Origin of the sequence: Caballeronia zhejiangensis, assembly GCF_000698575.1 — a bacterium.
In the GTDB taxonomy this organism is placed as follows: domain Bacteria; phylum Pseudomonadota; class Gammaproteobacteria; order Burkholderiales; family Burkholderiaceae; genus Caballeronia; species Caballeronia zhejiangensis.
On the sequence record NZ_JFHD01000058.1, the window covers coordinates 1 to 22,086 of the forward strand.

The window sequence follows — 22,086 nt, forward strand, 5'->3', positions numbered from 1 at the left end:
CACACAGTAGCCGCCGGCGATACGGCCGCAGTCTTCACGGCGATTGCGAAGGTCAAGGTCCGCTGTCATCTGGCCGCCGAGGCTCCGGTGCGCAGCTGTTACGAAGCCGGGCGCGACGGTTTCTGGCTGCACCGCTGCCTGGAGGAACATTCAGATCACGAACCTGGTGGTGGACTCGGCCAGTATCGAAGTGAACCGGCGCAGGCGCCGCGCCAAGACCGACCGTCTCGACAGCGACAAACTGCTGTCGATGCTGATGCGTTACTACGCGGGTGAATGCCGGGTGTGGGCAGTCGCGCGCATCCCGACTCCCGAACAGGAGGATGGCCGGCGGGTACACCGTGAGCTCGATCGCCTGAGGCAGGAACGTACCGCCCACAGCAACCGGATCCGCTCGCTGCTGGTACTCCACAACCTGCGGGTCGAGCGCATCGGTGGGCGTGCGTGGACGCATTGGTGGGCACAGAACGCCACCCGTTTGTTGCCAGGTGTGCGCGCCGAGATCGACCGCGAATGCGATCGGCTGACGCTTGCTGCCAGCCAGATCAGGACGCTCGAGGCGCAGCAGCAGCGTGAGGTTCGCAGCGGCGCTCAACCAGCAATCGCGTTACTCGCGCGCCTTGCAGGTATCGGAGCAGGCAGCGCCTGGACGCTGGTCAGGGAACTGTTCGGCTGGCGACAGTTTCACAACCGCCGCGAAGTGGCCGGCTGCCTAGGTCTGGCGCCAACCCCGTATGCCAGCGGTACCAGTGAAGTTGAGCAGGGCATCAGCAAAATCGGCAACAGGCGAGCCCGATGGCTGATGGTGGAACTAGCCTGGAGTTGGTTGCGTTTCCAGCCCGCTAGCCAGCTAAGCCACTGGTTCAAGGAGCGCTTCGCAGGCGGTGGCAAGCGTGTCCGACGCATCGGCATTGTGGCGCTTGCGCGACGTCTGTCGGTCGCACTATGGCGCTATCTGGAATTCGGTGAGATTCCCCTCGGGGCAACCCTCAAGTCACCGGCAAGTAAGGTGACGGCGACTTGAACAGCCAACGTCGAGCGGTAACAGCGTCTGAAGGTTGAGCGCGCCCGGACAGTAGGTGGGTTACCCATCGGATAACCGTAGTTCTAGATGGGGCGCGTCCATAATGGGGTGGTTCCAGCGCCTTGCGCATGCGGTATGTGGTGCCCGGTCTCGTGCCGGCACGGATAGAAGTTGGTCCGGTCAAATCTCCGGACTTGAGACACCCCAGCCTCAACTGCTGTGAAACGTTCCCTTGATACGATACGGAGGATTCCATAACATCAGACGAGGTGATCCATGGGAGATGACTGACGTAAAAACGGACCGCGAAAAGGCTTGACTTTCAATGCCCCATAGAAGCCTACAGTATCGCTGCATTAGCCGCAAGGCTGCGGCTGATTCTTCATAGCTTTCACTTGCCTTGCATTATTGTCGGAAACAGGCTTTAATGGTGCTGATGCATTTCGAATGTTCAGCCAACTAATCGCTTTCGAACTATAGCCGTGTCTTTTGTCTCGACCTTTCTCATCGCGCCGTTTTCCCTTCCAGCCCAGGCCGGCAGGGGCATCTATCGGCGCACCAAGGCGGAGGCCGTGACAGGCACCCGGAGCCGCGGTGGTCTCGCGGGCAAGTCAGCACTTCCTCCGGCCCGGCTCTTCGCTTAAAAAGAAACAGTACAGCGAAGGCCGGGCTCCCATCTCAGATGGCCGTTCACGACCGTGCGCCGTCGCGCCCTTCATAGAAGGGCCGCGAGCGCAAGCACGTCCGCGTATGCGTAGTCGTGTGCCACATTCGAATCGATACCCGTTGCGCTGCAATTGGGCCGTTTGCTGCGTGCCCGATTCAACGGGGGCTTTCTCTAGCAATTAGGAAAAGCATGGATATCCAAATGAACCGTTCAAAAGAGACACCGATGTTTGGGGCGACACGCGTCATTTCAATCACCGGTCAATCTGCCGGTGAGAGGCGGACCGTAGCTGCCCATTCGAGACGCGTTGAACCGCTCGACTGTTGTGCCGAACACGAAGGCTACCGCCTGAATGCGCTTGCAAGGCCGACGACTGACGAACTCTATGCCGCCGATCTGGTCATCGTTCGGCCGGGGTTCGCATCACGTCATTTTCGCGCGCTGGATCAATTCTACGACGCTACGCAGGCCCTGCGTTATGCGATGAGATGGGGAAGAATCTGGGTCGACCATGAACTGGAAAAGAACGCAAGAAACGTTAGCCGTATGGAGGACTTTCCGCGGCAGCCTTGAAGCGGCCAAGAATTTTTAGCGAGGTGTTTAGTCATGCAAACGATATCAATATTTCCCGGGAACCAGGTCTTGCGCTTCGTGGTTCGTGATCCTGCATGTCCAAGGGCAGCACTGCTGTTCTGGTTGGGCGTAGCTGATCCGTCGCGGCGCGCGAGTTTCAGTGAAGTCACCGAGCACTTCGGCCCGCTTATGCAAGTCGTTTTCCCGGACGAGCGGCCGGGCGCGTTCGTGAACCGTGAGGCTGTGCGCCAAATTGTCGAGGCCGGCGGCATTGACCGCATTATTTTTTTTGACGATTCCTGGCTGGACGTATGGAATGACAACCATTGCACAGACATCTGTAATCTTTATGCCTGCCCGAGACATACGTGTCCCCCGCCTAGATCTATCCGTCCATGACTGTCACATACGGAAGGTATCCCAGCATGTCACGTGTAGCGCCGGGCCTGCTTGTACGGATCACAAATTAGGTATGTTGAAGGACCGGGAGGCAGATGGATCGCGGTCGGGATATTAATCGACTGAATGGCAACGCGTAAATGACGGCAGACAGCGCCGGTTAGCAGGAGCTCGAGATGGATGAAAGGTACATAATTATGGTGATGGGATTCGCGGTCCTGCTGGCGGGCGCCATTTTCATGGTCGCCCACTATCGACGCGAGCATCGGCGGACACAACTGTTACGGCAGATGGACCGTATCCCTTGGCATCGCCCTCACGACGGGAGCTCCACATTCGACTCGGGCGACCGACGGCTTGATCCAGATCGAGCGCTCGCCGTCGCGGGAACCTTGTCAACGATCGGGCGAGGATATCGGACTTGGTTCATAAAGCGCCCCGTACGAGTGGACGCTGAGGGCACGGTCTAACGAGAATGAGAGCTTTGGATCTGACGAACCGACGCCGTCTCTCGCAACGAGCAGACGGTACGGTCGTTCCGAAGGCCATCCAAACGTGGACACTTGGTAGGGCACTTTGGAGGGCCAACCGATAAGTCCACCGTGCTCCAATCGCACTCGGTGCCATAGTTATACGCGTCAGTACCGGTCGAAAGCCAAATCCCTCGGCCGCTTGTGATAGTGACGTCCGAGCGCGTCTGCTGTTGTGTCACGCCCGGTCGGGCAACTATGATGGCATTGCCACGAATAACCGCTCTATCATGCCACCGACAATCAATTCCATGTCAGAAGAAAGACAGCCGGACGGAATCCATGATCTGCGCGTCACAAAATACGGTTTCTTGCTTCTCGAGAACTTTTCGCTGATTGCGCTCAGTGCCGCCGTCGATCCGTTGCGAATCGCAAACATGGTTGTCGGACGACGTGTCTACGATTACCAGTTGATCGCACCCAATGGACACGTGGCAGTCTCAAGCGATGGGATACGCGTACTTCCCGATGTCTCGATGTCTGAGAGCGACAACTTCGACGCTGTCTTCGTGGTCGGGCCGAATCCCATTCCGCGCAGAGGTATTGGCTCGGTGCTCGACTGGTTGCGAGTCCGGGCGCGCCACGGCGCGGCGCTCGGCGGTCTCGATACAGGCAGCTTCTTCCTTGCGCGTGCCGGGCTGCTGAACGGCTATCGGTGCACGATCCATTGGGAAGATCAAGACGTTCTGATGGAGCAATTTCCCAAGCTCACAGTGTCGAATCACCTGTATGAGGTCGATCGGGACCGCTATACCTGCAGTGGAGGTATAGCGCCGCTCGACCTGATGGTTCACCTGCTGGGCATGGCGCCGGGTAGCCGCTCACTCGCGGCGCGCGTCCTCGAATTGCTCGTCGCTGAACGGCGGAGCCACGAGCAGCACCAACGCACTTCGTTGCGCCAGTACATGGGTGCCGAACATGCCAAGCTCGATGACGCATTGCAAATGATGGAAAGCAATGTGGAGGAAACGCTTTCGGTAGCCGAGATTGCGTCGTATCTGCGCGTTTCGCAACGGCAGCTCGAACGCTGGTTTCATGAACGGCTTGGCAAGACTCCGGCGCAAGCGTATCTCGAAATACGTTTGCTGCGAGCGCGGCAATTGCTTTACCGAACTGCGAAGCCGCTTGAAGAGGTCTGTGCCCGTACTGGCTTCACGTCGATGACGCATTTTGCCACCCGCTACAAAGCGCTGTTCCAAATCTCGCCTAGCGTCGATCGCCGACGCTATCAAAACGCACTCTAAAAAGCGCACTCAGTACGAACGCACCCGAGATCATTCGGCGCGATGTGTGCTCCGCTACGGGCACACACACTCTTAGGTTAACGAGATAAGTCAGGCCTTCGTGGGCCGTCCGCACGCTCGCTACGGGAGCCGCATTCGCGTACCTCTCTCCTTCTGCTCGCTTCCGCCAAAACCCTGAGCGGGTGCCATGTCATCCGGACATACCCGTATGCGTACTTCCTGTGGTTAACCCTGAATGTCGAAACGGAAAAGGGTCACGTCGAATGGAGAAATGTTCAAATTCGCCTAATCTCTACTATTCGCTCATACCCCCTGTGCTTTTACCAAGGAGCGAGCGCATGAAAATGGAAAGTCTGATTCGCATCGAGAACGGCGAGAAGGTTAAGCACACCTTTTCGGACGCGGAGTACGTCAACCGCCAAGGCAAGCTGCGCGAGTTGATGGCACGTGAGAATATCGACGCCGTGCTGTTCACGTCGTATCACAACATCAACTACTACGCGGATTTCCTCTACTGCTCGTTCGGCCGCAAGTACGGCCTCGTCGTGACGCCGAAAAAGGTCGTGTCCATCTCGGCCAACATCGATGGCGGACAACCGTGGCGTCGCACGGTCGGTGACTACAACGTGGTCTACACCGACTGGCAGCGCGACAACTTCTTCCGCGCGGTGCAAGGCGAGATCGACAACAAGGGTCGCGTGGGCGTCGAATTCGACCAGGTTCCCGTCGAAGTATTGGCCAAACTGAAGGCAGCGCTGCCTTCGGTCGAATTCGTCGATATTAGCGCGCAGACCATGCGTATGCGCATGATCAAGTCGGCGGAAGAAATCGCAGTCATCACGCACGGCGCGAATGTCTGCGACGTAGGCGGCGCGGCGCTTGCAGCAGCGGTGCACGAAGGCGTGCCCGAGCACGAAGTGGCACTTGCGTCAACGCAGGCGATGGTGCGCGAGATCGCCAAGCGTTTTCCGGACTCGGAGTTGATGGACACGTGGACGTGGTTCCAGTCCGGCATCAATACCGACGGCGCCCACAATCCCGTCACGACGCGCAAGGTGCAGAAGGGCGACATTCTGAGTCTGAATTGCTTCTCGATGATTGCCGGTTACTACACGGCGCTCGAACGCACGATGTTCTTCGACCACTGCTCCGATGAGCATCTGCGTCTGTGGAAGGTCAACGTTGAAGTGCACGAGGCGGGCCTCAAGCTGATCAAACCGGGTGCGCGCTGCAGTGATATCGCCCACGAGTTGAACAAGATTTACGCCGAGTACAACTTGCTGCAATACCGCACGTTTGGCTACGGGCACTCCTTCGGCGTACTCTCGCACTACTACGGCCGCGAAGCCGGTCTGGAACTGCGCGAAGACATCGACACCATCCTTGAACCGAACATGGTCGTCTCGATGGAGCCGATGATCATGGTGCCGCAGGGCCTGCCTGGTGCGGGCGGCTACCGCGAGCACGACATCCTGGTGGTCGGCGAGAAAGAAGCGACTAACATCACCGGATTCAAGTACGGTCCGGAGCACAACATCATCAAGGCCTGACGAGGCTACATTTCAGTCCTCCTGCGGCTTAGGCCGCAGGCATCCCATGATGTAGCAGGAGACCGCTTCAATGTTTTCCAGAGAACAAACGATTGCCGGGTTTGATCCGGAACTGGCTGACGCGATGCGCCTTGAGCGACAGCGCCAGGAAGATCACATCGAGCTGATCGCGTCTGAAAATTACACGAGTCCGCGCGTGCTGGAAGCGCAGGGCTCAGTACTGACGAATAAATACGCCGAAGGCTATCCGGGTAAGCGCTACTACGGCGGCTGCGAACACGTCGACGTAGTCGAGTCGCTGGCAATTGGACGGGCAAAGCAGCTTTTTGCGGCTCACTACGCGAACGTGCAGCCGCACAGCGGTTCGCAAGCGAATGCCGCAGTCTATTTGGCCTTAATTACGCCCGGCGATACGATTCTTGGCATGAGCCTCGCCCATGGCGGCCATCTCACACACGGCGCGAAAGTGTCCTTTTCAGGCAAGGTGTTCAATGCCGTACAGTACGGCGTCGATGCGCAAACGGGCCTCATCGACTACGACGAAGTCGAGCGCCTCGCGCTCGAGCACAAGCCGAAAATGATCGTTGCAGGCTTCTCCGCCTACTCCCGCGTGCTGGATTTCGCGCGCTTCCGTTCGATTGCCGATCGCGTCGGCGCGTATCTCTTCGTCGATATGGCGCACGTAGCGGGACTGGTTGCGGCGGGTCTGTACCCGAATCCGGTTCCGTTTGCCGACGTGGTGACGACGACCACGCACAAGACGCTGCGCGGTCCGCGTGGCGGCCTGATTCTCGCACGCGCTAATGGCGAAATCGAGAAGAAGCTGAATTCGATGGTTTTCCCCGGGACGCAGGGTGGCCCGCTGATGCATGTGATCGCGGCAAAAGCGGTGGCATTCAAGGAGGCGCTCGGTCCGGAGTTTGTCGACTATCAGACTCGCACGCTAGCCAATGCGCGGGCGATGGCCGCCGTGTTCGGTGAGCGCGGCTATGACGTGGTGTCCGGTGGGACCGATGATCACCTTTTTCTCGTGAGCCTGATCGCGAAAGGCCTTACAGGCAAGGATGCCGATGCCACGCTGGGCCGTGCACACATCACAGTCAACAAGAACACCGTGCCGAACGATCCGCAGTCGCCGTTCGTGACGAGCGGTATCCGCATCGGCACGCCGGCCATCACCACGCGCGGTTTCCGTGAAGACGACGCTGCGCAGACCGCCACACTTATTTGCGACGTGCTCGACAACCTGGGCGATGCGCAGGTCGAGGAGCGCGTTCGCGCGCAGGTTGCACAATTGTGCGCCCGGTTTCCCGTGTATATGGGGCTGTGAGAAGCAAGGATGAACGTCAGCACTTTCGACCTCTTCAAGATCGGCATCGGGCCATCAAGTTCGCACACGGTGGGCCCGATGATTGGCGCGTGTCGCTTCGTGGCGCGTATCCGCGATGCAGGCATGCTCGATCGGGTTTGCCAGGTCCGAGCGGAGCTCTTTGGTTCGCTCGGCGCGACGGGAAAGGGCCATGGCACCGACAAGGCGATCTTGCTTGGCCTCGAGGGGAATCTGCCCGATGCAATCGATCCCGATTATGCCGAGCGCCGCCTCGCCCAGATTCGAGAGACGAAATCGCTCGAACTCGCCGGTGTGCGGCGGATCGGATTCGACGTGAAATCGCAGATCGCTTTTTTGCGTCGCGAGGTGCTGCCGCTTCATCCCAACGGAATGCGGTTCACCGCGCTCGACCGAGAGGGCGAACCCGTCGACACCCAGGCGTACTACTCGGTTGGCGGCGGCTTCGTCGTCGATGATACCGGCAAGCGGATGAACGGCGTGCAGGCGGTGAAGCGCGTGCCGTACCCGTTCAAAACCGGCGTCGATCTGTTATGCATCTGTGGCGAAAGCGGTTTGTCGATCGCCGAAGTGATGCTTGCGAACGAGTCAGTCTGGCGTACGCCGTCGGCGATACGAGAAGGGTTGCTGCAGATCCGCGACGTCATGGCCGGTGCAATTGCACGCGGTTGCTCGACGGAAGGGGTGCTGCCCGGGCCGCTCAAGGTCAAACGGCGTGCACCGGCGTTCTTTCGTCAGTTAAAGGCGCCGTTGCAAGCGTGTGTAGGCGACCCACTATCGATGATCGACTGGATTAACCTATACGCGATGGCGGTCACCGAGGAGAACGCTGCAGGTGGGCGCATCGTGACCGCGCCTACCAACGGCGCGGCCGGCATCATTCCGGCCGTGCTGCAGTACTACCTCAAGTTCGTGCCGGGTTCGAATGACGATGGCGTCGTGGCGTTTCTGTTGACCGCGGCCGCCATCGGACTTCTCTATAAGGAGAACGCTTCGAATTCTGGCGCCGAGGTGGGTTGTCAGGGCGAGGTCGGTGTCGCGTGCTCGATGGCGGCCGCCGCACTTGCCGCGGTGCTGGGCGGTTCGCCCGAGCAGGTCGAAAATGCTGCCGAGATCGGCATGGAGCACAACCTGGGTATGACCTGCGATCCCGTCGGCGGTCGGGTGCAGATTCCGTGCATCGAGCGTAACGCAATGGGCGCGGTGAAGGCGGTCAATGCGGCGCGGATGGCGTTGCGCGGTAATGGTAAGCACTACGTTTCGCTCGACAAAGTCATCAAGACGATGCGCGAGACGGGCGCGGATATGAAAACGAAATACAAAGAGACGTCGCGCGGCGGGCTGGCCGTGAACGTCATTGAATGTTAAGAGCAAAGAGGGAGAAGGAACCTGAGAGATGAGCCGCGGTTTGATACTCCTTCGTCTGCACAACAGGCAGTGCTTCACACCGGCCGCCGCGTGAACGCAAACCACTGAACGGCGTGCACCCAGTTCATCAGGCCGCAGCGTATCAGGGATGCCAGCTGTCGGCCGCGCAACGGATCGCAGTCAAACGTGGTACGAGTCGCCGGTCATTAGGTGGCGAGCCGACAAAAAAGATGGAGCCGCAATTCGCACGTGATTCTATCTGCGTGAAAAAGCGCGTCGCGATTTTGTCGGTCTTCGCGATGACATAGGCAACGCCGTTTCTGAAAACCGTCGAGAGCATGATGACGTGCCGGCCGGCCGCGAACCCAATGTGGGCCTTGGCAACGGAAATGGATTGTACTTGGGAGCGTCGTCAACGAGAGGTCTGAGATCGCATGCTCGATCCGAACAGAGCGTCGCCGCTCGTTCCGAATTGGATCGGAAACGGATATTGAGCGGGGTGTCGCGTGCTTTCCCGGATGTAGTCGAGCGTATTGCAGTTGATCGTGCTCGGGCACGCTTCAACAGCCATGCGATGCATCGATGACGGGGTACCTGACACTCCGCAACACCATGTCGCGCGGACGACTGGAAGGCGGCGGTCCCGAAATTCTGACAACGCGGTGCCCGCGTGGCTCAGCAAGGAAAACGGAACTTGAGAGATTGCATCATGCAGAAGACGAATTCCCATAATGCGGCGGCTCGATTCGCACTCACTGTGGCCTGTCCCAGTGCACCTGGACAGGTCGCGGCGCTGGTCCGGTTTCTCGACGAGCGAAGCTGCTATATCGACGAGTTCGACGTGTTCGACGACGAATTTACCTCACGCTTCTTCGTTCGCTGCGTCTTTCACGGCGCATCCGCGCAGACGCTGCAGCTCAGTTCGCTACGCGACGGGTTCGCTGCGCTCGCGAAGCGCTTCGACATGGAATGGGCGATTCACGACCTGTCGGTAAAACCGAAAGTCCTGATCATGGTGTCGAAGTTCGACCATTGTCTTGCCGATCTGCTGTTCCGCTGGCGCATGGAGGAACTGCAGATGGACATCGTAGGCATCATCTCGAATCATCCCGATCTGGAACCGCTCGCAACCGCGAACCACATTGCATGGCATCACCTGCCGCTCACCGCCGACACGAAGTCGCAGCAGGAGGCTCAGGTGCTCGCGCTAGTCGAACGTACCGGCGCTGAGCTTGTCGTGCTTGCGCGCTATATGCAAGTGCTGTCCGCCGATCTGTGCAGGCGCCTGGCGAATCGGGCAATCAACATCCACCACTCGTTCCTGCCCGGCTTCAAGGGCGCCAAGCCCTACCATCAGGCGCATGCGCGGGGCGTAAAGCTGATCGGTGCAACGGCGCACTTCGTCACGGATGATCTCGACGAAGGTCCGATCATCGAGCAAGTCGTCGAACGCGTCGATCATGCATCCCACCCGGAGCGGTTGCTGGCGACCGGTCGCGATGTCGAATGTCTCGCACTTGCGCGCGCCGTGAAATGGTTCATCGAACGCCGCACGTTCATCAACGGCAACCGTACCGTCGTGCTTCAGTAGGCCAAAATCGGCAAAGTGGCCGAAAGAGCCAGAGCCGAATCCGTAGCGATTCCCTTTGATTTGGAGACAATCAATGAATATCCGCGAAACAGTTTTTACGCACACTGCCGTTCTTGGTGCACTGCGACCACCTTTCCTTGACCGGAATCGCTTGACCATCTAGTCTCGCGAACTCGACGTCGAATACGCGAAGCTTTTTGTCGCGTACGAAAACTTTCCGTTATTTTGAGATGCCTACGATGATCCGGAAACTTACGGGCATCTGTAGCGGCACACTCATAGAAATCGTAGACAAGGAGGGACAGTTCCATGGAAAAGAGCGTGGTGATAGGAGAGTTGGCGTGGCCGGAATACGCGCGTCGGGTTGGACAGGAGGGCCAGCCCATCCTGATTCCGATCGGTGCGCTGGAACAGCACGGGCCCCATATGTCAATGAACCCGGACGTGCTGTTGCCGAGCGCCATTGCAGTGGCAGTCGGTCAGAAAATCGGCGCGTTGGTGGCGCCGGCCATCGCCTACGGCTACAAGTCGCAGCAAAAGAGCGGCGGCGGCAATCACCTGTGCGGCACAACCAGTCTTGACGGACATACGCTGTCGTCGACGGTCAAGGACGTGCTGAAGGAATTCGCGCGACACGGCGCGCGGAAAATCTGCCTGATTAACGGTCATTTTGAAAATTCGATGTTCGCGGTCGAGGGCGTCGACCTCGCGATTCGTGAACTGCGTTGGGAAGGCATTAACGATTTTCAGGTCGTGATGCTGTCCTACTGGGACTTTGTCACCGAGGAAACGATCGCGCGGATCTATCCGGAGGGTTTTCCTGGCTGGGCGGTCGAGCACGGTGGCGTGCTGGAGACCTCGCTGATGTTGCACCTGCATCCTCATCTGGTTGACATGTCGCTCGTCCCGACGCATGGGGCCGCGACGTTTCCGCCATACGACGTTTTTCCGCCGATTCCGGAATGGACGCCGTCGTCCGGTTGCCTGTCTTCGGCAGCGGCCGCGTCCGCAGAAAAGGGCGCGTTGCTGTTCGAGGTCTGCGTAGCGGGGATTTCGCGCGCACTTAACGAAGCTTACGATGCGCGGGCGAAAGCCCCGCGTGGTTGACTCGCCAGGAAGGAGACAGCAATGGGAAACTACGACAAGGGTAACGCGCACGGCGCCGTCGCAGCAGACAAGGCCTGGAGCGTTGAGCAGCACGGCATCGATCCGATCCCGCTCAAGGATCGCCACGGTACGCCGGCGGAGCTGTTCAAGATGTGGATCGGCGCTAACACCAACTACGTGGTGGTCGTGACGGGCGCGCTAGCACTATCGCAGGGATTGTCGCTGTGGCAGGCGCTCGGCGCAATTCTGGTCGGTAACCTGCTGGGTTGTTTCGTGCTCGGCTTGACGACAATCATGGGGCCGCGTACCGGCACGTCCGGCATCATGACTTCGCGCAGTTCGTTCGGGCAGTTGGGATCGTTCCTGCCGAAAGCGGTGAGTCTCGTGTCGGCGCTTAGCTGGTTCTCGATCAACTCGGTAGTCGCCACGCAGGCAATGGAAACGCTGTTGAAGATGGGTGGGTTTCACAGTCACGCCATTGTCTGGATCTCGCTCGGTATTATTCTAGCGGCGGAGATCCTACTCGCGATCTTTGGCCATGCAACCATCATCGCGGCGGAGAAATGGATTGCGCTGGCGCTGGCGATCCTGTTTGGTGGACTTGCGGCTTTCGTGCTGCCGCATACGAGTCTCGCTGCCGCGTCGGCCATCAATCACGGTGGTGCCTCTTTCAGCACCTGGCTGATCGCGATGGGGATCGTCTTCTCTTATCCCATCGGCTGGGCGAATTTTGCCTCGGACTACAGTCGTTACTTTCCCGCTGAAACGAGCTGGAAGAAGATCGTGTTGGCTGCCGGCGGCGGGCAGTTCGTCGCGCTAATGTTCTGCGAAATCATCGGTGTGCTCTTTGCGACGGCGTTGGGCGGCACGCTCGGTGAGGATCCGGTCAGCCAGCTCGGCCGCTTTCTCCCGACATGGTTCATCGTGCCGCTGCTGTTCGCGATCATTCTGGGCGGCATTGCGGCCAATGTGCCCAACGGCTACACAGCTGGTCTGGGACTGCTGGCATTGCGTATCCCGATCAACCGGGTGACGTCGCTTACGATCATCGCGCTCTTCACGCTGGGGTTTCGGGTGGTCACGGTATTTTATGGCCAGTTCTTCGACATGTACCAGGTCTTTCTGAATTACATGGTCTTCTGGACGGCGCCGTGGGCCGCTATCGTGATTGTTGACTACTTTATGCGCCGTGGCCGTTATCAGGCAGATGCTTGGATGAAGTGGGGCAGCGGTGCGTACTGGTACACAGGGGGAATTTTTTGGCCGGGCATCGTGGCTCTGTTGGTCGGGATCACGGCGTCGCTCCTTTTCTCTAATTCGCCGACCTTTGTCAGTCCCTTGATGCGCAACTACCTTGGCTGGGGCGATCTGAGCTTCGAATCCGGATTGGTCTTGTCGGCATTGACCTACTTCGTTTTGGCACGACGCCATCCGTCGTTTCGGCAGTCCGCAGTGAGGATGGCTGCTGCCGACGTGACGTCCGGTTCCGTCTGAACGGGACCGTATCATGGTGGCCCGCGATCCCGTTAGAAGTGCGTCAACGGGGCATCGCGGGCTTTCACTCTCGACGACGGAATCAAGCCACGCGTGGAGAGAGAAGAACATGACGTTTTTTGAGTGCGAACGGCGAGTCGACTCTCAACTGGGAAGTGCAAGAAAGATGATCTGCTCCTGCCAAGCGGATCGCAGGCAACGGATACGAAGCAATGTGCCGTAAAGATGCAAAGAAGGGCGCTTGTCTGAGCGTTGTCGGAACGGGTGGTGGTCGGGACGTGGGATCTCAGCGCTCGAGCCCGTTGTCATGCGCGGGCGCACCCGATGAGATACGTGTGCTGATGTTGACGGCCGCACTGTCGCTCGGAAGCGCGGTTGCACTAGGGCTCGCTCGCTTCTCGTATGCTTTGCTGCTGCCCGCGATGCAACGGGACCTCGGCTGGAGTTTCGCCACTGCCGGCACGATGAACACCGCTAATGCACTGGGATATTTGCTCGGAGCACTGGCATTCCCCCGTCTGTCGCGTCGGTGGACGCCGTGCGCTCTGTTCCGCTTTGGCTGTATTGCAACTGCGACGACGGTGGCGCTCAGCAGCGTGGTGGCTAACACTGAGTCGTTGCTCATGTTGCGCGTTGCATCCGGCGTTGGCAGTGCACTCATTTTCGTCGGGGGCGGCGTGCTTGCGGCGCGGCTCGCGTCAATGTCACATCGCGCCTCTGGCCTCATACTCGGGCTGTATTACGGTGGCATCGGTTGGGGTATTGTGGCTTCGTCGATTCTTGTCCCGCTCGCCATTCGTCCGATCGTGCATGGTTGGCAGTTCGCATGGTTCGCGCTTGCGTCTGCGTGTATCGCGTTCTCGGTCATTGCTATCGCGGCAGCGCGACGGATCGAATCCGGTTACATGACGCCTGGGTCCGCCTCAAAATCTTATGGGGCTTCGGGCGAATCTCTACAGTGGCGACGTCTTGGGTTTGCGCTGTCCCGGCTATGGGCTCTTCGGTGTTGGCTATATCGGCTACATGACCTTCATCGTTGCGCTACTTCGCAACGCGGGCATGAGTGCCGCGACGGTGAGCAGTTTCTACATTCTTCTCGGCGCGGCGACCGTGTTGTCAGCCCTTTTATGGTCCGGGCTGCTTGCTCACATGCGCGGCGGTCAGGCTTTGGCCATATTCAATGCACTGTTGGCGTTTGCGACGCTCATACCCGCGCTCATCGTGCATAGTTCTGCAGTATTCGCGTCCGGCGTGATATTCGGCGCGACGTTTCTCTCAGCTGTCGCATCGACGACGGCGTTTGTCAGACACAACCTTCCGCCCAGTCAGTGGACTGCAGGTATCAGCGCATTCACGATCGTGTTCGCCTTCGGGCAGATTGTCGGACCCGTGATAATTGGCTGGGTGTCTGACGGCTCAGGCTTTGGCGCATGGACTCGCATACTCCGCGTTTTTACTGGCTGCAGGCGCGGTCCTCGCCGCAAGGCAGAAACCCTTGCGAGTTAGGACAAACAGGGACTGCGGGGCATAGATACGCGTTAGCCTTTTACCGTTTGCTGGCTTCGGTGATTGATGTTCTGTGGGACGGCGACCGATCTACGCGATCTTGACCGACGGGCGTTTTGCGTTTGACTCGGCTGGCCCGTTGCCCATCTCGCCCAAACGGATGCAGCGCAATCCACGCTCGATGCCAGCGATGAACTCGCGGGCGAGGCTTCAAAAATCCCGAATGTGGCAGCGTTCGCGAACGTAATGTAGAAAGCAGTTCGCGGATTTAGTAAATACATTGAGACGACCGCTGGAGCCTCGATAGAAAGTCGGGCGTTTCTTTCTGAGGAAGAGACTTCGAGGGTCATGACGGACAACGATCTCTTTCGATGCTTCTGCTTTTGGTCAGGAATGCAAAACGTAGAATCGACTAGGCCATAAAACTTAGATTGTGCGCGGCCTGACGCCGTCGTCCCATCTCGGTGCCGTTTTTGTTCTATCAAGTTGAGCTGCGTTTTGGTCCAATGAGCGTGAAGAGAGAGAACCGGGCGCAGGCCCACCCGACCAAAACGAGGAGAACCCGTGAACGTGAGCGTCTTTGATTTATTCAAGATCGGCATCGGACCGTCCAGCTCGCATACCGTCGGGCCGATGATCGCGGCATGCCGTTTCGCGTCGAATATCGAGGACGCAAATCTGCTCGCGTTCGTCACCCGCGTTCGCACCGAACTGTTCGGCTCGCTCGGGGCGACCGGCAAGGGCCACGGCACCGACAAGGCCGTGATGCTCGGGCTCGAAGGCAATCTGCCCGATCTCATCGATCCGGACACGATCGCACCGCGTCTGGCCGACATCCGTGCAACAAAGCGCCTGAAGCTGCTCGGCAAGCACGACGTCGTGTTCGAGGAGCGCGAAAGCATCGGCTTCTATCGCAAGCTGATGCCGGGCGCGCCGGGGTCGAGCATCGTGCATCCGAACGGCATGCGCTTTCAGGCGTTCGACGAGAACGGCCAGTTGCTCGTCGAGAAAGAGTATTACTCGGTCGGCGGCGGCTTCGTCGTGAATCGCGGGGGCGATCGTGTGAACGGCCTGCGCGCGGGCAACACGGTGCCGCATCCGTTCCGCACCGGCGACGATCTGATGCGCATCTGCCGCGACACGGGTCTCTCGATCGCCGAAATCACGATGCAGAACGAATGCGCGAACCGCACCGAAGCCGAGGCGCGCGAAGGCCTGCTCGCCGTGTGGCGCGTGATGGCTGCGTGCGTCGAGCGCGGCTGCAAGGCGCACGGCGAGTTGCCTGGTCCGATGCATGTGAAGCGCCGTGCAGCTGATCTTTCCGCGTCGCTGCGTTCGCGCTCCGAAGAGTCGCTGCGCGATCCGCTTTCGATGCTCGACTGGGTCAATCTCTACGCGATGGCCGTCAACGAGGAAAACGCCGCGGGCGGGCGCGTCGTCACCGCGCCGACGAACGGCGCCGCTGGTGTGATTCCCGCCGTGCTGCACTACTACGTCAAGTTCATGCACGCCTCGAACGACGACGGCATCGTGCGCTTCCTTCTGACGGCCGCGGCCATCGGCATTATTTACAAGGAAACGGCTTCGATCTCCGGCGCGGAAGTCGGCTGTCAGGGCGAAGTCGGCGTCGCGTGCTCGATGGCCGCGGCCGCGCTCGCCGCCGTGATGGGCGGCACGCCCGCGCAAGTGGAAAACGCCGCGGAAATCGGCATGGAACATAACCTCGGCATGACCTGCGACCCGGTTGGCGGGCTGGTGCAGATTCCGTGCATCGAGCGCAACGCGATGGGCGCGATCAAGGCGATCAACGCCGCGCGCATGGCCATGAAAGGCGACGGCACGCACTACGTGTCGTTCGATTCGGTCATCAAGACGATGCGCGAAACCGGCGCCGACATGAAGACGAAATACAAAGAGACGTCGCGCGGTGGCCTCGCCGTCAACGTCATCGAATGCTGAATTCAGGACCCCACGAAGGAAGAGAAACACCATGAGCCGCTATTCCATCTTCAGCCTCTTGCGCAACGGCATGTCGTATCACGAGAACTGGGAGCGCCAGTGGCGAAGTCCCGAGCCGAAGCGCGAGTACGACGTGGTGATCGTCGGCGGCGGCGGTCATGGTCTCGCGACCGCGTATTACCTCGCGAAAGAGCACGGCATCACGAATGTCGCGATTCTCGAGAAGGGATGGATCGGCGGCGGCAATACCGCGCGCAACACGACCATCGTGCGCTCGAACTATCTGTGGGACGAATCGGCCGCGCTGTACGAGAAAGCGATGAAGCTGTGGGAAGGCCTGTCACAAGATCTCAACTACAACGTGATGTTCAGCCAGCGCGGCGTGATGAACCTCGCGCATAATCTGCAGGACGTGCGTGATACGGAACGTCGCGTGAATGCGAACCGACTGAATGGCGTCGATGCCGAGTTCCTCACGCCGCAGCAGATCAAGGAAATCGAGCCGACGATCAACCTCAACAGCCGCTATCCGGTGCTGGGCGCGTCGATTCAGCGTCGCGGCGGCGTCGCGCGTCACGATGCGGTGGCCTGGGGCTTCGCGCGCGGCGCGGACCGGGCGGGCGTCGACATCATCCAGAACTGCCAAGTCGTCGGTATTCGCCGCGACGGAAGCCAGGTGACGGGCGTCGATACGACGAAGGGTTTCATCAAGGCGAAGAAGGTCGCGGTCGTCACGGCCGGCAGCACGACAACGCTCGCCGACATGGCCGGTGTGCGTTTGCCTATCGAGAGTCATCCGCTCCAGGCGCTCGTTTCCGAGCCGATCAAGCCGGTCGTGAACACGGTGATCATGTCGAACGCGGTGCACGCGTACATCAGCCAGTCCGACAAGGGCGATCTCGTGATCGGCGCGGGCGTCGACCAGTACGCGGGCTACGGGCAGCGCGGCAGTTTCCACATCATCGAAGGCACGCTGGAAGCGATCGTCGAGATGTTTCCGGTGTTCTCGCGCGTGCGCATGAATCGCCAGTGGGGCGGCATCGTCGATGTCTCGCCGGATGCATGCCCGATCATCTCCAAGACCGACGTGAAGGGACTCTACTTCAACTGCGGCTGGGGCACGGGCGGCTTCAAGGCGACGCCGGGCTCGGGCTGGGCGTATGCCCACACGATCGCGAAGGACGAGCCGCATGCGTTGAATGCGCCGTTCTCGCTGGATCGCTTCTATACCGGTCACCTCATCGACGAGCACGGCGCTGCCGCCGTGGCCCACTAAACCGCACTGGAGATAGAAACCATGTTGCTGATCGAATGCCCCTGGTGCGGGCCGCGCGCCGAAACCGAATTTTCCTGCGGCGGCGAAGCGGATATCACGCGTCCGCTCGACACGGAAAAGCTCACCGACAAGGAATGGGGCGACTACCTCTTCATGCGCAAGAATCCTCGCGGCGTGCATCGCGAGCAATGGATGCACGCGCAAGGCTGCCGCCGCTGGTTCAAGGCGCAGCGCGACACCGTCAGTTATGAAATCCAGGGCTACGAGACGTTCGACCGTCCGTTGGCTGTTATGTCCGATGATGTGGCAAAGACGGGAGGCACGTCGAAATGAGCCAGAAAGACCGACTCGGCATGGGCGGGCGCATCAACCGCGCGATTCCCGTGACCTTCACGTTCAACGGCAAGACGTATCAAGGCTTCGAGGGCGATACGCTCGCGTCCGCGCTGCTCGCCAACGGTGAGCGCTTCGTCGCGCGTAGCTGGAAATATCACCGGCCGCGCGGCATCATCACGGCGGGTGTGGAAGAGCCGAACGCCATCGTGCAGCTCGAAACCGACGCGTACACGGTGCCCAATGCGCGTGCGACGGAAGTGGAGCTGTATCAGGGACTTGTCGCGAAGAGCGTGAATGCGAAGCCGAACATCGAGAACGACCGCATGGCGGTCAATCAGAAGATTGCGCGCTTCATTCCCGCGGGCTTCTACTACAAGACCTTCATGTGGCCGCGCAAGTTCTGGCCGAAGTACGAAGAAGTGATCCGCGATGCGGCGGGCCTCGGCGAAGCGCCGAAGCATCTCGACGCGGATCGCTACGACAAGTGTTTCGCGCACTGCGATGTGCTCGTCGTCGGCGGCGGGCCAACAGGTCTGGCTGCGGCGCATGCGGCAGGTCTGTCCGGCGCGCGCGTGATTTTGGTCGACGATCAGCGTGAACTCGGCGGTTCGCTGCTGTCGTGCCGGGCGCAGATCGACGGCAAGCCCGCGCTCGAATGGGTGCTGAAACTCGAAGCCGAATTGCGTAAGATGTCCGAAGTGAAGATTCTCTCGCGCAGCACGGCGTTCGGTTATCAGGATCACAATCTGGTCACTATCACGCAGCGGTTGACGGAGCATCTGCCGGTGTCCTGCCGCAGCGGCACGCGCGAACTCATGTGGAAAGTGCGTGCGAACCGCGTGATTCTCGCGACCGGCGCGCACGAGCGTCCAATCGTGTTCGGCAACAACGATCTGCCGGGCATCATGCTCGCGTCGGCGGTGTCGACCTATCTGCATCGCTATGCGGTGCTGCCGGGACGCCAGGCCGTCGTGTTCACGAACAACGACGACGCGTACCAATGTGCGCTCGATCTCAAGGCCGCAGGCGCGGATGTGACGGTCGTCGATCCGCGTGCCGCCGAGTTGAAAGGCACGTTGCCGGCGACGGCGCGCCGTCAGGGCATCCGCGTGATGAACAACGCGGTGATCACGGTTGCGCACGGCAAGACACGCGTGGTGTCGGTCGAGGTGGCGTCGTTTGCGCAAGGGCAAACCGGTCAGAAACAGGCCAATCTGCCATGCGATCTGGTCGCGCTGTCCGGCGGCTGGAGTCCGGTGCTGCATCTGTTCGCGCAATCGGGCGGTAAGGCGCACTGGCACGACGAAAAAGCGTGCTTCGTTCCCGGCAAGGCGATGCAGGCCGAGAGCAGCGTCGGCGCGTGCGCGGGCGAGTTTTCGCTGGCACGCGGGATACGCTTCGGCGTCGAAGCGGGCGCGGACGCGGCGCGCGCGGCGGGGCATAGGGTCGCGAAACCGCAGCCGGTGCAAGTGACCGAGATCGCCGAAGCGCCGATGCTGCCGCTGTGGATCGTCGGCAACAGGGAAATGGCGACGCGCGGTCCGAAGCAGTTCGTCGATTTCCAGAACGATGTCTCCGCCGCCGACATCTACCTCGCGGCGCGCGAAGGCTTCGAGTCCGTCGAGCACGTGAAACGTTACACGGCGATGGGCTTCGGCACCGATCAAGGCAAGCTCGGCAACATCAACGGCATGGCGATTCTCGCGAACGCGCTCGGCAAGACGATTCCCGAGACCGGCACGACGACCTTCCGCCCGAACTACACGCCTGTCACGTTCGGCACGTTCGCGGGCCGCGAGCTGGGCGAGTTTCTCGATCCGGTGCGCAAGACCGCGATTCACGAATGGCACGTCGAAAGCGGCGCGATGTTCGAAGACGTCGGCAACTGGAAGCGTCCGTGGTACTACCCGAAAGCCGGTGAAGACATGCACGCGGCGGTCGCGCGTGAATCGCTCGCGGTGCGTCAGAGCGTCGGCATTCTCGATGCATCGACGCTCGGCAAGATCGACATCCAGGGCCCGGACTCCGCGAAGCTGCTGAACTGGATGTACACGAATCCGTGGAGCAAGCTCGAAATCGGCAAGTGCCGCTATGGCCTGATGCTCGACGAAAACGGCATGATCTTCGACGACGGCGTGACTGTGCGTCTCGCCGACCAGCACTACATGATGACGACGACCACCGGCGGCGCCGCACGCGTGCTGACGTGGCTCGAGCGCTGGCTGCAGACCGAATGGCCCGACATGCGCGTGCGTCTCGCCTCGGTGACGGATCATTGGGCGACCTTTGCCGTCGTCGGCCCGAACAGCCGCAAGGTGCTGCAGAAGGTGTGTCAGGACATCGATTTCGCGAATGCGTCGTTCCCGTTCATGAGCTATCGCGATGGCACGGTGGCGGGCGCCTCGGCGCGGGTGATGCGCATCAGCTTCTCGGGTGAACTCGCGTATGAAGTGAACGTGCCAGCGAACGTCGGACGCGCGGTGTGGGAAGCGCTGATGGAAGCGGGCGCGGAATTCGAAATCACGCCGTACGGCACGGAAACGATGCACGTGCTGCGCGCGGAGAAGGGTTACATCATCGTCGGACAGGACACGGACGGCTCGATGACGCCTTACGACCTCGGCATGGGCGGCCTGGTGGCGAAGTCGAAAGATTTCATTGGCAAGCGATCGCTCACGCGTTCGGATACGGCGAGGCAGGGGCGCAAGCAATTCGTCGGTCTGCTCACCGACGATCCGCAAAACGTGCTGCCGGAAGGCGCGCAAATCGTCGCGGGTCCGTTCCAGGGCGATACCGCGCCGATGCTCGGACACGTCACATCGAGCTACTACAGCCCTATTTTGAAGCGCTCGATCGCGCTGGCCGTCGTGAAGGGCGGTCTCGACAAGATCGGCCAATCGGTCATGATTCCGCTTGCGAACGGCAGGCGCGTGAATGCAAAGATCACCAGCTCGGTGTTCTACGACAGCGAAGGAGCACGTCAGCATGTTGAATGAGATCAAAGGTTCCTCGACCGTCGTCGACCGTGCGATCAGCGGGCAAGGCCTCAGCGGCACCTGGCAAGAGTCCCCGCTCGTAGGCACGGATGCGTTGATGAAAGCGCATCAGAGCGGCTCGCCGAAGAAGTTTCGTCTGACGGAGCGGCCGTTCCTCGAACTCGTGAACGTGCGTGGCGACACGCGTAATCCGGCCTTCGTCAAGGCGGTGCAGAACGTGATCGGCTGCACGCCGCCCGACCAGCCGAACACGGTGGCGCGTGGCAACGGCTACACGATGCTGTGGCTCGGTCCCGATGAATGGCTTGTGCATTCCGATGCCGCGCACGATGCCTCGCGCCCCGCACCGCTCGAAGCGAAGCTGCGCGAGGCCATCGTCGGCCAGTTCTCGGCGGCGGTGGATATCGGCAGCGGCTACACGGTGCTCGATATTGACGGTCCCAAGACGCGCGAAGTGCTGTCACGCGGCTGCCCGCTCGACCTGCATCCGAAGCTGTTCGGCGAAGGGCAGTGCGCGCAGAGCCACTACTTCAAAGCATCGGTGACGATCGTGCCGCTGGGTGGCGATCGTTACGAGCTTGTGATTCGCCGCAGCTTCGCCGATTACTTCGTGAAGATGATCCTCGACGCGGCCGCGCCGCTGCTCGCATGAAGCCGTTCGAACCGCTTGACGTGTTCAATACGGGCGGGCAGGGCTGGCGCGTGGTCGTCGACGAGCTGATCGTAAAGACGCGCGTCGGCCTGTACGAGCATGAGCATGAAGGGCCGCAGCCCGTGTGCATCGATGCGAGCCTGCGTTATCGCGGTAAGCCGCATGAGTCGCACAATGGTCTGATCGACTACGAGGCGTGGTGCAATCGCGTGAGCGCGTTTCTCGAAGAGAAGCCGCATACGCGCTTGCTGGAGACGCTCGCGGTGGAGATCGCCACGCTCTCGTTCGACGAATGGCCCGCGCTCGATGCGCTCACGCTTACGCTGCACAAGCCGAAGATTCGTGAGGGCACAAGGCGGCTCGGGCTTGAGCTCGACTGGCGTCGCGCCGATTACAACGCGTGGCGCGCAGAGACCGCCGCGCTTCGGGCTTCTTGATCGCCGCAATTTACGGCGCGGCACGGCGG

The 22,086-nt window shown here is 60.3% G+C and carries 15 protein-coding genes and 2 pseudogenes; 16 read left to right on the forward strand and 1 reads right to left on the reverse strand.

All coding sequences use genetic code 11. The features are described from left to right. A pseudogene (locus tag BG60_RS34130) lies at positions 1-1,024 on the forward strand (IS110 family RNA-guided transposase); the annotation flags it as partial. 856 nt (positions 1,025-1,880) lie between these two features. Further along, on the forward strand, positions 1,881-2,264 hold the full coding sequence (locus BG60_RS37975; protein WP_008345009.1) for a hypothetical protein: 384 nt from the start codon (positions 1,881-1,883) through the stop codon (positions 2,262-2,264). Positions 2,265-2,309: 45 nt separating this feature from the next. Here BG60_RS37975 and BG60_RS38520 read toward each other — a convergent pair whose 3' ends face one another. Continuing rightward, positions 2,310-2,591, reverse strand: coding sequence for a hypothetical protein (locus tag BG60_RS38520; protein WP_144403842.1), 282 nt, complete (start codon positions 2,589-2,591; stop codon positions 2,310-2,312). Positions 2,592-3,423: 832 nt separating this feature from the next. Between BG60_RS38520 and BG60_RS34145 the strand changes: the two genes are divergently transcribed. The 14 genes and pseudogenes from BG60_RS34145 to BG60_RS34210 all read left to right on the forward strand — a co-directional run bounded on the left by BG60_RS34145 (position 3,424) and on the right by BG60_RS34210 (position 22,057). Next, positions 3,424-4,437, forward strand: a complete 1,014-nt coding sequence (locus BG60_RS34145) for a GlxA family transcriptional regulator (protein ID WP_008345005.1) — start codon at positions 3,424-3,426, stop codon at positions 4,435-4,437. 338 nt (positions 4,438-4,775) lie between these two features. Next, positions 4,776-5,987: a M24 family metallopeptidase gene (locus BG60_RS34150; protein ID WP_008345003.1), complete on the forward strand. Its 1,212-nt coding sequence runs from the start codon at positions 4,776-4,778 to the stop codon at positions 5,985-5,987. 70 nt (positions 5,988-6,057) lie between these two features. Then, a complete protein-coding gene (gene glyA, locus BG60_RS34155; protein ID WP_008345001.1) occupies positions 6,058-7,317 on the forward strand; it encodes a serine hydroxymethyltransferase in 1,260 nt (419 codons plus the stop codon). Between the two features lie 9 nt (positions 7,318-7,326). Then, positions 7,327-8,703, forward strand: a complete 1,377-nt coding sequence (locus BG60_RS34160; protein WP_008344999.1) for an L-serine ammonia-lyase — start codon at positions 7,327-7,329, stop codon at positions 8,701-8,703. Between the two features lie 709 nt (positions 8,704-9,412). Then, positions 9,413-10,294, forward strand: a complete 882-nt coding sequence (gene purU, locus BG60_RS34165) for a formyltetrahydrofolate deformylase (RefSeq protein ID WP_008344997.1) — start codon at positions 9,413-9,415, stop codon at positions 10,292-10,294. 309 nt (positions 10,295-10,603) lie between these two features. Next, a complete protein-coding gene (locus BG60_RS34170) occupies positions 10,604-11,401 on the forward strand; it encodes a creatininase (RefSeq protein WP_033537181.1) in 798 nt (265 codons plus the stop codon). A gap of 21 nt (positions 11,402-11,422) precedes the next feature. After that, entirely contained in the window at positions 11,423-12,895 is a 1,473-nt protein-coding gene (locus BG60_RS34175) for a purine-cytosine permease family protein (protein WP_008344992.1), read from the forward strand. A 341-nt stretch (positions 12,896-13,236) separates the two neighbouring features. Beyond that, a pseudogene (locus BG60_RS34180) lies at positions 13,237-14,426 on the forward strand (YbfB/YjiJ family MFS transporter). Positions 14,427-14,965: 539 nt separating this feature from the next. Further along, positions 14,966-16,360 (forward strand): L-serine ammonia-lyase, encoded by a 1,395-nt coding sequence (locus tag BG60_RS34185; protein WP_008344988.1) that lies wholly within the window; start codon positions 14,966-14,968, stop codon positions 16,358-16,360. A 31-nt stretch (positions 16,361-16,391) separates the two neighbouring features. After that, positions 16,392-17,636: a sarcosine oxidase subunit beta family protein gene (locus BG60_RS34190; protein WP_008344986.1), complete on the forward strand. Its 1,245-nt coding sequence runs from the start codon at positions 16,392-16,394 to the stop codon at positions 17,634-17,636. Between the two features lie 21 nt (positions 17,637-17,657). Then, positions 17,658-17,969 carry a sarcosine oxidase subunit delta gene (locus tag BG60_RS34195; RefSeq protein ID WP_008344984.1) on the forward strand — a complete coding sequence of 104 codons (312 nt, stop codon included), beginning with the start codon at positions 17,658-17,660 and terminating at the stop codon, positions 17,967-17,969. Further along, positions 17,966-20,968 carry a sarcosine oxidase subunit alpha family protein gene (locus tag BG60_RS34200; protein ID WP_034474307.1) on the forward strand — a complete coding sequence of 1,001 codons (3,003 nt, stop codon included), beginning with the start codon at positions 17,966-17,968 and terminating at the stop codon, positions 20,966-20,968. The genes BG60_RS34195 and BG60_RS34200 overlap by 4 nt, the downstream gene beginning before the upstream one ends. Then, positions 20,958-21,620, forward strand: coding sequence for a sarcosine oxidase subunit gamma (locus BG60_RS34205; protein ID WP_008344981.1), 663 nt, complete (start codon positions 20,958-20,960; stop codon positions 21,618-21,620). The genes BG60_RS34200 and BG60_RS34205 overlap by 11 nt, the downstream gene beginning before the upstream one ends. Next, complete coding sequence (locus tag BG60_RS34210) at positions 21,617-22,057, forward strand: dihydroneopterin aldolase (protein ID WP_008344979.1); 441 nt, start codon at positions 21,617-21,619, stop codon at positions 22,055-22,057. Before BG60_RS34205 ends, BG60_RS34210 begins: the two co-directional genes overlap by 4 nt. Positions 22,058-22,086 lie beyond the last annotated feature (29 nt).